At 61.5% G+C, this 13,940-nt stretch carries 5 protein-coding genes; all 5 read right to left on the bottom strand.

Translation table 11 applies throughout. The annotated features are described in order from the left end of the window. Position 1 precedes the first annotated feature (1 nt). The 5 genes from ACNAOH_RS01840 to rplL all read right to left on the bottom strand — a co-directional run bounded on the left by ACNAOH_RS01840 (position 2) and on the right by rplL (position 13,932). The gene (locus ACNAOH_RS01840; protein ID WP_443971078.1) at positions 2–2,092 is read right to left on the bottom strand and encodes a transglycosylase domain-containing protein; all 2,091 of its coding nucleotides are present in this window, start codon (positions 2,090–2,092) and stop codon (positions 2–4) included. Positions 2,093–2,146: 54 nt separating this feature from the next. Beyond that, positions 2,147–3,394 (bottom strand): hydrolase, encoded by a 1,248-nt coding sequence (locus tag ACNAOH_RS01835; protein ID WP_443971077.1) that lies wholly within the window; start codon positions 3,392–3,394, stop codon positions 2,147–2,149. Positions 3,395–3,537: 143 nt separating this feature from the next. Next, positions 3,538–7,794 carry a DNA-directed RNA polymerase subunit beta' gene (rpoC, locus tag ACNAOH_RS01830; protein ID WP_443971076.1) on the bottom strand — a complete coding sequence of 1,419 codons (4,257 nt, stop codon included), beginning with the start codon at positions 7,792–7,794 and terminating at the stop codon, positions 3,538–3,540. A gap of 82 nt (positions 7,795–7,876) precedes the next feature. Further along, positions 7,877–12,049 (bottom strand): DNA-directed RNA polymerase subunit beta, encoded by a 4,173-nt coding sequence (gene rpoB / locus ACNAOH_RS01825; RefSeq protein WP_443971075.1) that lies wholly within the window; start codon positions 12,047–12,049, stop codon positions 7,877–7,879. 1,502 nt (positions 12,050–13,551) lie between these two features. Continuing rightward, positions 13,552–13,932, bottom strand: coding sequence for a 50S ribosomal protein L7/L12 (gene rplL / locus ACNAOH_RS01820; protein WP_443971074.1), 381 nt, complete (start codon positions 13,930–13,932; stop codon positions 13,552–13,554). Positions 13,933–13,940 lie beyond the last annotated feature (8 nt).

Raw genomic sequence — 13,940 nt, 5'->3', positions numbered from 1 at the left:
TTTAGGGCTGGCTGGTGGGCGGGGATTGATTGGTTCCCGGTTGCTCCTGTCGGATCACAGGCGGCCGCACCTGAACGCTGGGTGTCTGCGGCGTTCCATTTTCACCGATCGGTACGCGAACTTCGATCGCGCCGTTACCGCTCTCGATCCGCAGCTCACGGCCATCCGGGCCTACGCTGACATTGCCGAGACCGGCCGGTAGAGCGATGTTGCCGATCGCGTTGGCGGCATCTTCCAGTTCGTCGGCTGCCGGCTTCTGTCCTGCACCGTCCTCCGCACCGCCATGCTCGACTGCCCGCACCATGACGTCTCGCCAGATGCGGGCGGGGATGCTTCCGCCGGATACGCCGGGGAGGGGGGAGTTATCGTCGTTACCGACCCAGACCGCTGTCACCAGGCCGCCCGCATAACCTACAAATATCGCGTCACGATTGTCCTGCGTCGTCCCGGTCTTGCCGAATGTCGCGGTGCGTAGGGCCGCGCGACTGCCAGTGCCGCCATTGGCTGCGGCGGAAAGGAGATCCCGCATCATCTCCAGTTCGCGATCAGAGAACGTGCGGCGGCGATCCAGCAAGTTCGCGAACCAGCCGCGCTCTTTCTCCGGGAGGCCGTGCGCCTGCACTGGATAACTATCCCCGGAAATAGCGGCATAGGCCTGCGCGAGCTCCATGAGAGACATGCCTGACGAGCCAAGCGCGCTGGAGAGATTATCGGCAATGGGACTGGTGACGCCCAGGTCGCGCGCGGCTCGTGTAACGGCGTCCATACCGACTTGCTGGGCGAGCCTCACGGCCACGACATTGCTGGAGAAGGCAAACGCCTGGCGCAGGGTTATCCGCCCTCGATAACGCCTATGACTATTTTCGGGGCGGTAGCTGCCTTCAACAATCGGAGTATCGTCCACCATGTCGTCCGGGGTCATCCCGGCGCGGATCGCGGCGAGATAGACGAATAGCTTGAACGTCGATCCAGGTTGGCGGCGTGCTTGCGTTACGCGGTTGAAAGCGCTTTGCTTGTAGCTCTTGCCGCCGACCATCGCGACGACCGTTCCGTCCGGCCGCATGACGACGATCCCCACTTGGGCCCTCCCCAGGGGGGCGCGACGCACTGCGTCGGCGGCGAATCGCTGAATGGCGCTGTCCAGCGTCGTCATGACGGTCTGGGCGCCATAAACCTCACCTGCGCGATCGCGAGCTTCTCCTAAGACCCAGTCGCTGAAGTAGGTGCCGCTCGTCGCCTCCTGCACGGGCTGAACGTTTAGCTTGATAGGGCCGAGTCGGTCGTAGGTGGACTGGTCTATGAAACCGGCGTCCAGCATGGCCTTTTCGACAAGAGCGGCGCGGGCGCGTGATGCCTTGGGATTAACCGTGGGTGCCAGGCGCGACGGTGCTTTCAGCATCCCGGCGAGCATGGCCGCTTGCGGGATGGTCAGCCGCTCGGGTTGACGGTTGAAGTAATGAAGCGACGCAGCCCGAAGGCCATAGACGTTATCGCCAAAGTAGACGCTGGAAAGATAGCGCTCCAGTATTTCGTCCTTGCTGAGCCAGACCTCTAGCCAGAACGAAATGAGCAATTCCCTGAGCTTGCGGCCTGCGGTCCGGTCGGCAGTGAGGAAAGCGCCCTTGGCGAGTTGTTGGGTGATCGTGCTGCCGCCCTCACGCACATGGCCGGCACGCAGATTATGCCACATCGCGCGTGCAACGCCTCGCGGATCGACGCCCCAATGACTATAGAAGCGGCGGTCCTCAATCGCCATGAAGGCCTGAGGAACATGATCGGGCAGTTGCGAAAGTTTGACCGGTTCGGCAATGGCAGCCCCTCGTCGCGCCAGGAACTTCCCATCCGCCGACACCAACGTGATGCTGGGTGGCGCGGGTGGTCGAAGCGAGCGGGAGAGGGGGGCGGTGACTGCAAGCCAGGCAGCGGTCAGAATGAGGAGCGCGAGCAGGACCGCGAAGATCCACGCGGCAAACCGAGCGCGTCGGCGCCAGTTTGGCCGCGGAAAAGCGGAAGGCATGCCACGCCCCTGAAATTCCTCTCGTGGAGGCGGCGCAGCAAAGGGGGCTGGGTCGAACTGAGGCGTATCGTTCATGCGTCCGGTCGTTCCATCCCTACGGATCAACAGTGTATTATGTGAACGATACAGTCAAGGGCCTGCATTCCACGGCGAGCCGTTCCCGGTGGCGATGCGGGAGAGAAGCAACGCGGTCAACTGCGCACGCTCCACGAGCGAGTCGACGATCAGATACTCCTGCGGTGAATGAATAGCGCCACCCCGGACACCTAAGGTATCGATGACGGCAAGGCCATGTGCCGCCAGATTGTTTCCGTCGCAGACGCCGCCCGACGAGCGCCAAGAGATATCAAGATCCAAGTCGCGACCACAGGAGCGGGCGAGTTCGAACAAGCCAAGCTGCCGGTCGTCCATTGGCTTTGGGGGGCGGTGAAAGCCGCCATCTACCTCTATGGATACGTCCCGCTTGGCGCTCACATCGCCAATGACCCTATGAAGCTCTCCCAGAAACCAGGTCTGGTCTTCCAGCGCCTCTACTCTGACATTGAAGCGCAGCACGGCGTTATCGGGCACCACATTGTTTGCGCTGCCGCCATCGATCCGTGCTGGATTGATGCTGAGGTAACGCCGCGCGGTCCCCAGCGCCTCTAAATCCAGAGCAATTTCGGCGGCAGCCAGCAGCGCGTTGCGCCCATCCTCCGGATTTCGTCCGGCATGGGCGGCTTTGCCGGTAACCGTGAGGCTGAAGTTTCCGCTTCCTTTTCGCGCACCGGCAAGCACCCCGTCCGGCGTCTGAGCTGGTTCGAAGCACAGCCCGATCTGCGCGCCGGATGCCATCTCAGCGAGTAAAGCCGCAGAGCCCAGTGAAGCGACCTCTTCGTCCGCGTTGAGAATAACATCGATCCCGATCGAGCCGGAAAAGAGCGACGACTCGAACGCTTGGACAGCGGCGAGTAGAACGGCAATGCCTCCCTTCATGTCGGCGACACCGGGACCATTCAGCGTTCGCTCATCCAGCCAACGCGTTTCCTGAAACGCATGATCGGCCGGAAAGACCGTATCCATATGCCCCACGAGCAGGACGCGGCGAGGCAGATCAGCGTGCAAGCGCAAGAGCAGATTGTCGCCATGGGCGACTTGTACCCTGCGACCAAGTTGGTCGATCGATTCCACTGGACTTGATGCAAGGCGGGTCACCTCTCCGAGTGAACCGAACGCTGCAGTGAGCGCATCGGCCATTTTGGAAAGGCCCAAGAGGTTTCGGCTGCCGCTATTAATCGCGCTCCACTCAAGCACATGCTGGAGCATGACCTCCCGAAAGCCCGAGATGGTGCTGATCAGGTCCTGCTCTGCAGCCGAGAGAGAAGCCGAAAGGGTCACGATCTACTGATAGCCTGCCTGACACCGGTAAGCGAGCCTCTTGCGAGGGCAGAGCCATAGGTGGCGGCGAAGCTGGCTAAGAAAAACCCCGCCGAATTTCTCCGGCGGGGCTCTTTACGTCATGGTCAAACCTCAGATGGGGTTCAGCCCATATCCTCGGTGGTGAAGTCTTCACCCTGCACCGCGCCAAGCGGATCGTCGCCGATGGCAGCTTCGACCGGCTGGCGAAGCTCAGCGGCATGCTCTTCCGCTGCTGTCTGCGGGGCAACCAGGTGAACTTCATTCGCAGCCCGCATAGCCGCGCGCAGAGCAGCATCGCGACTGTTAGCAGCGATACGCATGCGGTTCATCGAGGAGCCCGTACCTGCCGGGATCAGACGACCAACGATGACGTTCTCCTTGAGGCCGATGAGCTGGTCCTTCTTACCCTGGACAGCCGCCTCGGTGAGTACGCGTGTGGTCTCCTGGAAGGACGCCGCCGAGATGAAGCTGCGGGTCTGCAGCGACGCCTTGGTGATGCCCAGAAGAACGGGCTTGCCTTCTGCGGGCTTCTGGCCGGCAGAGAGCTTTGCGTTCATCTCGTCCATCTCTTCACGATCGACCTGTTCGCCAGCGAGCAACGTGGTCTCGCCACCGTCTGTGATCTCAACCTTCTGCAACATCTGACGAACGATCGTCTCGATGTGCTTGTCGTTGATCTTCACGCCCTGCAGTCGATAGACTTCCTGGATCTCGCTGACGAGATACTCGGCGAGAGGCTCGATACCGAGCACTTCCAGAATGTCGTGGGGATCAGAAGAGCCCCCGATCAGGTTGTCGCCACGCTTGACGTAGTCGCCTTCCTGAACGTCGATCACCTTGCTCTTGGGGATCAGATACTCGACCGCTTCGCCGCCATCCTCAGGAAGGATCGCGATCTTGCGCTTGGCCTTGTAGTCCTTGAGGAACTGCACGCGACCCGAGACCTTTGCGATGATCGCATTGTCCTTGGGCTTACGGGCCTCGAAGAGCTCGGCAACGCGCGGCAGACCGCCGGTGATGTCACGGGTCTTTGCTGCCTCACGGGAGACACGTGCAAGCACGTCACCCGCCTGCACCTGCTGCCCATCCTCGACCGAGAGCATGGCGCCCACGGCAAGCATGTAACGGCCAGCTTCACCCGACGAGTCGTCGAGCAGAGTGAGACGCGGACGCAGATCCTCCTTTGTGCGGGACGCACCGCGATGCTCAGTGACGACGCGCTGAGCAATACCCGTGGCTTCGTCGGTCTGTTCGATCAGCGTCTTGCCGTCGATCAGGTCCTGATACTTCACGACACCCGGCTTCTCGGTGATCACCGGCATGGTGAACGGATCCCACTCGGCAATCCGATCGCCCTGTTTCACGGACTCACCGTCGGCGAAGAGAATCGCGGCACCATAAGGCAGGCGATGGGTCGCACGCTCGCGGCCCTCCAGATCGATGATCGCGATCTCACCATTACGGGCAAGCGACAGACGACGTCCGTTCTTGTCCTTGATGGTGGGGATATCGCGCAATTCCAGCGTACCGTCGGCGACTGCCTCCAGGTTCGACTGTTCGTTGAGCTGCGCCGCGCCACCGATGTGGAACGTCCGCATGGTCAGCTGCGTGCCCGGCTCGCCGATCGACTGAGCGGCGATGACGCCAACAGCCTCACCGATGTTCACCGGCGTGCCGCGAGCGAGATCGCGCCCGTAGCACTTGGCGCAGACGCCCATCTTCGCTTCGCAAATCAGCGGGCTGCGGATCTTCATGCCCTGGATGCCGATGGCCTCGATCTTGGCGACCATCGCCTCGTCGAGCAAAGTACCCTCAGGCACGATGACCGAGCCATCCTTGCTGTCGACTACATCCTCAGCCGTGGTACGGCCAAGCACGCGCTCGCCAAGCGACGCGATGACCGAGCCGCCCTGGACGATCGCCTTCATCTCGAGAGCCTTGTCAGTACCGCAATCGATCTCGACGATCGTGCAGTCCTGGCTGACGTCGACCAGGCGGCGGGTCAGGTAGCCTGAGTTCGCCGTCTTGAGCGCCGTGTCCGCGAGGCCCTTACGAGCGCCATGGGTCGAGTTGAAGTACTCAAGGACGGTCAGACCTTCCTTGAAGTTCGAGATGATCGGCGTTTCGATGATCTCGCCCGACGGCTTGGCCATGAGGCCGCGCATGCCCGCGAGCTGCTTCATCTGCGCTGGAGAACCGCGCGCACCCGAGTGGCTCATCATATAGATCGAGTTGATCGGCTTAAGGCGGCCAGTCTCGGCGTCCTTATACTCGGCACGGATCTCGTCCATCATGGCCGCCGCCACCTGGTCACCGCAGCGGTTCCAGATGTCGATGACCTTGTTGTACTTCTCCTGCTGCGTGATCAGACCGTCCTGATACTGCTGCTCATAGTCGCGGACGAGCGTGCGGGTCTCTTCAACCATCTGCTCCTTGCTGTCCGGGATCACCATGTCATCCTTGCCGAAGCTGATGCCGGCCTGGAACGCGTGGCGGAAGCCGAGCGCCATGATGGCGTCGGCAAACAGCACAGTGTCCTTCTGCCCGGTGTGGCGATAAACCTGATCGATAACGTCACCAATATCCTTCTTGGTGAGAAGGCGGTTGATGATCTCGAACGGCACCTTGTGGCTCTGCGGGAGGCATTCGCCGATTAGCATGCGGCCGGGGGTGGTCTCGACGCGCTTCATGTAGCTCTGACCATTCTCATCGGTCTGAGGCACGCGGCTCACGATCTTAGAGTGCAGCGTCACCGACTTTGTGAAGAGCGCCTGATGCACCTCCTGCATGTCCGCCAGCAGCATGCCCTGACCGGGCTCACCCTCGCGCTCCATGGAGAGGTAATAGATGCCAAGCACCATGTCCTGCGAAGGCACGATGATCGGCTTGCCGTTCGCGGGGCTGAGGATGTTGTTGGTCGACATCATCAGCACGCGCGCTTCCAGCTGCGCCTCAAGGCTCAGCGGCACGTGAACGGCCATCTGGTCACCGTCGAAGTCGGCGTTGAACGCTGAGCAGACGAGCGGATGAAGCTGGATCGCCTTGCCTTCGATCAGAACCGGCTCGAACGCCTGAATGCCAAGACGGTGGAGCGTCGGCGCGCGGTTCAGGAGAACCGGATGCTCGCGGATCACTTCGTCCAGGATGTCCCAGACTTCCTTGCGCTCCTTTTCCACCCACTTCTTCGCCTGCTTCAGGGTCATGGAGAGACCCTTGGCGTCGAGACGCGCATAGATGAACGGCTTGAACAGCTCGAGCGCCATCTTCTTGGGCAGGCCGCACTGGTGCAGCTTGAGCTCCGGACCGGTCACGATCACGGAACGGCCCGAATAGTCGACGCGCTTGCCGAGCAGGTTCTGACGGAAGCGGCCCTGCTTGCCCTTCAGCATGTCCGACAGCGACTTGAGCGGACGCTTGTTGGCGCCAGTGATCACGCGACCGCGACGACCATTGTCGAACAGGGCGTCGACGGCCTCCTGTAGCATCCGCTTTTCGTTGCGGACGATGATGTCCGGCGCGCGCAGTTCCATAAGCCGCTTCAGGCGGTTGTTACGGTTGATAACGCGGCGATACAGGTCGTTAAGGTCGGACGTCGCGAAACGGCCGCCGTCCAGCGGAACCAGCGGACGCAGCTCCGGCGGAATGACCGGCACGACGTCCAGGATCATCCACTCGGGGCGATTGCCCGATTCCAGGAAGCTCTCGACGACCTTCAGTCGCTTGATGATCTTCTTGGGCTTGAGCTCCGACTTGGTGACGGCGAGCTCGTCTAACAGAGCTTGCTTCTCGCCTTCCAGATCGAGGGCAATAAGCATCTGCTTGACGGCTTCCGCGCCGATGCCGGCTGTGAAGGCATCCTCGCCATACTCGTCCTGCGCGTCGAGCAGCTCGTCCTCCGTGAGGAGCTGATAGCGCTCCAGCGGGGTGAGGCCCGGCTCGATGACGATGTAGCTCTCGAAGTAGAGCACGCGTTCAAGCTGCTTGAGCTGCATGTCGAGCAGCAGACCAATGCGGCTCGGCAGCGACTTCAGGAACCAGATGTGCGCGACCGGCGCCGCGAGCTCGATATGGCCCATGCGCTCACGGCGGACCTTCGAGACGGTCACCTCCACGCCGCACTTTTCGCAGACGATGCCCTTGTACTTCATGCGCTTGTACTTGCCGCACAGGCACTCGTAGTCCTTGATCGGGCCGAAAATGCGCGCGCAGAACAGGCCGTCACGCTCGGGCTTGAACGTGCGATAGTTGATCGTCTCGGGCTTCTTGATCTCGCCGAAGGACCAGCTGCGGATGCGCTCGGGAGAGGCAATACCGATCTGGATCTGGTCGAACACTTCGGTCTTGGCCTGCGGGTTCGCGAAATTGGTGAGTTCGTTCATCTTGTCATTCCCTCTGGAGGGTCAAATCACTGGGCGGGTGGGGCAGGGCGGCACCGTCCGGGAAGGCGGTGCCCACATTCCCTTACTCCGCCGCCTCGGGCAGTTCGCCGGCGTTGTCATCACCCAGGTCGTCCAGGGCTGCCAACTCGACGTTGAGGCCGAGCGAGCGCATTTCCTTGACGAGCACGTTGAAGCTTTCGGGGATGCCGGCCTCGAATGTGTCGTCACCCTTGACGATCGCCTCATAGACCTTGGTGCGGCCGACCACGTCGTCCGACTTCACCGTCAGCATTTCCTGCAGCGTGTAGGCGGCGCCATAGGCCTGGAGCGCCCAGACCTCCATTTCACCGAAGCGCTGACCGCCGAACTGTGCCTTGCCGCCCAGCGGTTGCTGGGTAACGAGGCTGTACGGCCCGATCGAACGTGCGTGGATTTTGTCGTCCACAAGGTGATGCAACTTCAGCATGTAGATGATGCCAACAGTCACTTTCCGGTCGAACTTGTCGCCCGTGCGGCCGTCATAGAGGTCGCTCTGGCCTGACCGATCGAGACCGGCAAGAGCGAGCATGTCCGAGACGTCCGCTTCACGAGCGCCGTCAAACACCGGTGTGGCGATCGGCACGCCCGTGAGGAGATTACCTGCCAGTTCGATGATCTGCTCGGGGCTACGCGCGTCGATCTCGGCCGCATAGCTCTCGCCGTAAACTGTCTTCAGGCGCTCCACGACCGCCGAGGGGGGCGCTGCCGCCTCCGGGTTCGGGTTTGCCTCGCGCCAGTCCTCAAGAGCGGTTTTGATCTGCTGACCAAGACCACGAGCAGCCCAGCCGAGATGCGTCTCGAAGATCTGGCCCACGTTCATGCGGCTTGGCACGCCAAGCGGATTGAGGACGATGTCGACGGGCGTGCCATCCTCGAGGAACGGCATGTCCTCGATCGGCAGAATGCGGGAAATCACACCCTTGTTACCGTGACGACCGGCCATCTTATCGCCCGGCTGCAGCTTGCGCTTCACCGCGACGAACACCTTGACCATCTTGAGCACGCCCGGGGGCAGCTCATCACCACGCTGCAGCTTCTCGACGCGATCCTCGAACTTCTCGACGATCACCTTCACCGCTTCGTCATACTGCGCCTTCACCGCTTCCAGCTGCGTCTGGCGGGCATCATCCGCGACCGCGAACTTCCACCACTCGTGACGCTCGGCCTCGGCCAGCACGTCCTCGGTGATCTCGACGCCCTTCTTGATGCCCTTCGGAGCAGCCGTTGCCGTCTGGCCGATCAGCATGTCGCGCAGGCGATTGAAGGTCGCGCGGTTGAGAATGCCGCGCTCGTCCTCACGATCCTTCGCGAGGCGATCGATCTCCTCGCGCTCGATTGCCATCGCGCGCTCGTCCTTATCGATGCCGTGGCGGTTGAACACGCGCACCTCGACGATCGTACCGGCAACGCCCGGCGGCAGGCGCAGCGACGTGTCGCGCACGTCGCTGGCTTTCTCACCGAAGATCGCGCGGAGGAGCTTTTCTTCCGGCGTCATCGGCGACTCACCCTTGGGAGTGATCTTGCCAACGAGAATGTCGCCTGGCTCCACTTCGGCGCCGATGTAAACGATGCCCGCTTCGTCGAGGTTGCGCAGGGCTTCCTCGCCGACGTTCGGGATATCACGCGTAATGTCCTCTGGCCCGAGCTTAGTGTCGCGGGCCATCACCTCGAATTCCTCGATGTGGATCGAGGTGAAGACGTCGTCCTTCACGATCCGCTCGGAGATGAGGATGGAGTCTTCGTAGTTGTAGCCGTTCCAGGGCATGAACGCGACGAGGCTGTTACGCCCCAGCGCCAGTTCGCCCAGTTCGGTCGACGGACCGTCGGCGATGACGTCACCCGCGTTCACATGATCGCCTACTTTCACCAGCGGACGCTGGTTAATGCAGGTGTCCTGGTTGGAGCGCTGAAACTTCATCAACGTGTAGATGTCGACGCCGGACTTGCCGGCCTCAATATCCTCAGTTGCGCGGATAACGATACGGGTCGCATCGACCTGATCGACGATACCCGAGCGCTTGGCGGCAATCGCCGCGCCGGAATCCCGCGCCACCGTCTCTTCCATGCCGGTGCCAACGAACGGTGCCTCGGCCCGCACGAGCGGAACCGCCTGACGCTGCATGTTCGAGCCCATCAGCGCGCGGTTGGCGTCATCGTTCTCCAGGAACGGAATGAGCGACGCCGCAACCGAAACGAGCTGCTTGGGGCTGACGTCCATGAGCGTCACATGCTCGCGGGGCGCCATGAGGAACTCGCCTGCTTCGCGAGCAGAGATCAGATCCTCCGCGAAGCTGCCGTCAGGATTGAGCTCCGCGTTCGCCTGCGCGATCGTGTGGCGCGCCTCCTCCATCGCGGAAAGATAGACGACGTCGCCGGTCACCTTGCCGTCGATGATCTTGCGATAGGGCGTTTCGATAAAGCCATACTTATTGACGCGGCTGAAGCTCGCCAGTGAGTTGATAAGGCCGATATTCGGGCCTTCCGGCGTCTCGATCGGGCAGATGCGGCCATAGTGCGTCGGATGAACGTCGCGCACTTCGAAGCCCGCACGCTCACGGGTAAGACCACCCGGCCCGAGCGCCGACACGCGACGCTTATGCGTCACTTCGGAAAGCGGATTGGTCTGGTCCATGAACTGCGACAGCTGCGAGGAGCCGAAGAACTCGCGCACGGCGGCTACAGCCGGCTTCGCGTTGATCAGGTCGTTCGGCATCACGGTTGAGACATCGACCGAGCTCATGCGCTCCTTCACGGCGCGCTCCATGCGCAGCAGGCCGACGCGATACTGGTTCTCCAGCAGCTCGCCCACCGAGCGGACGCGGCGGTTGCCGAGATTGTCGATGTCGTCGATCTCGCCCTTGCCGTCCTTGAGGTTCACCAGCTCCTTGACCACGGCGAGAATATCCTCGCGGCGCAGGGTGGTGATGGTGTCTTCGGCATCGAGGCCAAGACGCATGTTGAGCTTAACACGGCCAACGGCGGAAAGGTCATAGCGCTCGCCGTCGAAGAACAGGCCTTCAAACAGGGCTTCAGCCGTCTCGCGCGTCGGCGGTTCGCCGGGGCGCATGACGCGATAGATGTCCGACAGCGCGTGATCGCGATCCTCAGCCTTGTCGACCTTGAGCGTGTTGCGGATCCACGGACCCGTGTTCACATGGTCGATGTCGAGCAGTTCGAGGCGATCGATGCCGGCCGCGTCGAGCTTTTCGAGGTTCTCGGCGGAAACTTCGTCGCCCGCTTCGATATAGATTTCACCGGTTGCGTCATTGACGAGATCGAACGCACTGTAACGACCGAAGATTTCTTCGGTCGGAATGAGCAGCGTCTCAAGGCCATCCTTCTCGGCCTTGTTGGCGGCGCGAGGGCTGATCTTGTGGCCGGCAGCAAAGACGACTTCGCCGGACTTGGCATCAACGATGTCGAAGGCCGGCTTCTGGCCACGCCAGGCTTCCGACGTGAACGGAATCTGCCAGCCGTTCTCGCCGCGAACATAGGTCACCTTGTTGTAAAAGGCGCCAAGAATTTCCTCGCTGTTCAGGCCGAGTGCATAGAGCAGGGCGGTGACCGGCAGCTTGCGCTTGCGGTCGATGCGGACGTTGACGATGTCCTTGGCGTCGAACTCGAAATCAAGCCAGGAACCGCGATAAGGGATAACGCGCGCGGCGAAGAGATACTTTCCGCTGCTGTGCGTCTTGCCACGGTCATGATCGAAGAGAACGCCCGGCGAACGATGCATCTGGGACACGATGACGCGCTCGGTGCCGTTCACGATAAACGTGCCGTTGCCGGTCATGAGCGGCATGTCGCCCATGTACACATCCTGCTCCTTGATATCGAGGACGGAGCGAGTCTCAGTGTCGGCGTCCACTTCGAACACGATGAGGCGCAGCGTCACGCGCATCGGTGCCGCATAGGTGATGCCCCGCTGGCGGCATTCCTCGGTATCGTACTTCGGATCTTCGAGCTCATAGTTCACGAAGTCGAGCTCGGCGGTGCCCGCGAAGTCGCGAATGGGGAAGACCGAGCGCAAGGTCTTCTCGAGGCCGGACACATAACCGATAGCCGGGTTAGACCGCAGGAACTGCTCGTAGCTCTCCCTCTGCACCTCGATCAGGTTCGGCATCTGCACCACTTCGTGGATGTTGCCGAATACCTTGCGAATCCGCTTCTTGGCGCTTTCGCGCTCGGAAACGGGGGGGAGAGCCTTGGTTGCCATGCTTGTCTTGCCTCTTTCGGTCCCAAACAAATTCGCATCTCAGCGAAGTTTCAGCCATCGAAGCGGAGGTCACCGGCGATGATTCGCCTCGGTAACTCACGCAAAAAAGTGCGGGCCGGGGCTGTCCGATCCGCACTGCTGCCGCTGTAGAACCCGCTCTGCCGCTCCATTCCTAGGCTTGCCGTGCGCAACGCAGCGAGCCTTCCCGAGCGACGAGGAGAGACCGGCAGGTCATTGACCGACCGATCCTGTTGGATGCCATATAAGCCTACATCGCTGTTTTGCAAAGGCCATTGGCGTCGATTTTTGGAGCTGCACCGGAAGTCTTATAAATTGCGGGTCGGTGAACCAACGGATTTAAGCTTAAATGCTGAGTGGACTGGCGGTCAAAGCCCAAAGCATACCACAAATTTCCGTTCGCTGTTTTGACGTGGTCAATTATACTCCCTTGGCATGAAGCGGTCGGTGCCTTGTTTGGCGTTCCGAGGGATCGGTAGCGTTATCCTCCTATCTGCGCCTTTGCAGCTTGGAATGGTCGCACCTAGTTATGGGCAGGCGAGACCTGCCTCAATTGACTCCACGCCGGTGAACGAGGCGGTTCCGCAAACCTTGCGCGCCGCGCCTGACGAGATTCTATCACCACGAGCCCGAGCGGAGCCTGTTACCGGACTCGAGCGCGTGCCTCGGCTTGTCGCGTCCGATCCGCGCGTGATGGTAAGCACGACCCCGTCGTTTCAGGCACAGGACTTGTCGGTGAGGCAGGTGCGAACCGATGTGGACCGGGCAGAGCAAGGGCAGAGCAGGCAGCCGGAAAATTCTACCAGCTTACCGCCGGCTATTAGCGCGATTGGGGCGACGTTCGGTAATAGCGCAAGCGCTGATAAGGAAATGGCCGCCACATCCGCGGTGGCGACACCAAGCGCCTATAGTGCAGTCCCAGCCCCTTCTCCCGAGCCAACCCCAAACCGAACGCCCACATGGGGTAGCTTCTGGACACGCCCTGATGTGGTGCGGATTGCGCCGTTGGCGGTCATCTTTGCGTTGTTCTGCACTGGGCTCGTCGTGGCCTTACGAAGAGAACGACGGCAGCGGCTGAGAATTGGCGCCTCAATCGCTGCGAGCGCGAACGCGATCAGGCTTTCGTCGGACGAATGGTCGCCACGGATGCGCGCCTTGGAGGAGGGCGATAGCTTGCCGGCTGATCTGAAGCCTCTTCCAAAAAACAGCGCCACGCGTCCGGCGCGGCCAAGCAGTTACGATCCGCTCGGGTCGTCGTTGCCGGCTGTTCCAGAACGACTTGCGCCCCGACGACTAATTCATGCGCTGGCCGGACTAAACGCGGAGTTGGGACAGGGGGGAGTATCGGCGTCCGGGTCTGATGGCGATTCAAAGCCGGTCTGACCAAAGTGCCGTTCGACTAACATAGGAAAAGGGGCAGTCGGCTGGCGACTGCCCCTTTCGAAGAGTGAACATCCACCAAAGGCGGATGCCAGCTGCAAAGCTTACTTAAGCTCGACAGTCGCGCCGGCCTCTTCAAGCTGCTTCTTGAGCGCCTCGGCTTCAGCCTTGTTGACGCCTTCCTTGACAGCCTTCGGGGCGCTTTCGACGAGAGCCTTCGCCTCGGTGAGGCCCAGACCGGTGATGGCACGGACTTCCTTGATGACGTTGATCTTCTTGCCACCGTCGCCGGTGAGGATCACGTCGAACTCGTCCTTGGCTTCCTCGGCAGGAGCACCGCCGCCGGCGCCGCCAGCGGGCGCAGCGACCGCGACTGCAGCAGCAGCGGAAACGCCCCACTTCTCTTCGAGGGCCTTCGAGAGCTCGGCGGCTTCGAGGACAGTGAGGGCCGAAAGCTGGTCGACCAGTGCGTTGATGTCAGCCATGTTATTCA

The sequence above is a fragment of the Sphingobium sp. CR28 genome (assembly GCF_052327305.1).
In the GTDB taxonomy this organism is placed as follows: Bacteria; Pseudomonadota; Alphaproteobacteria; order Sphingomonadales; family Sphingomonadaceae; genus Sphingobium.
Note: the sequence above shows the minus strand (reverse complement) of the source record. Positions and strands in the feature narration are given on the sequence as shown.

What these genes read in the sequence shown, in the direction of transcription:
- ACNAOH_RS01840 (WP_443971078.1), bottom strand. Translation starts at nt 2,092, where the DNA reads ATGAACGATACGCCTCAGTTCGACCCAGCCCCCTTTGCTGCGCCGCCT.
- rpoC (WP_443971076.1), bottom strand. Translation starts at nt 7,794, where the DNA reads ATGAACGAACTCACCAATTTCGCGAACCCGCAGGCCAAGACCGAAGTG.
- rpoB (WP_443971075.1), bottom strand. Translation starts at nt 12,049, where the DNA reads ATGGCAACCAAGGCTCTCCCCCCCGTTTCCGAGCGCGAAAGCGCCAAG.
- rplL (WP_443971074.1), bottom strand. Translation starts at nt 13,932, where the DNA reads ATGGCTGACATCAACGCACTGGTCGACCAGCTTTCGGCCCTCACTGTC.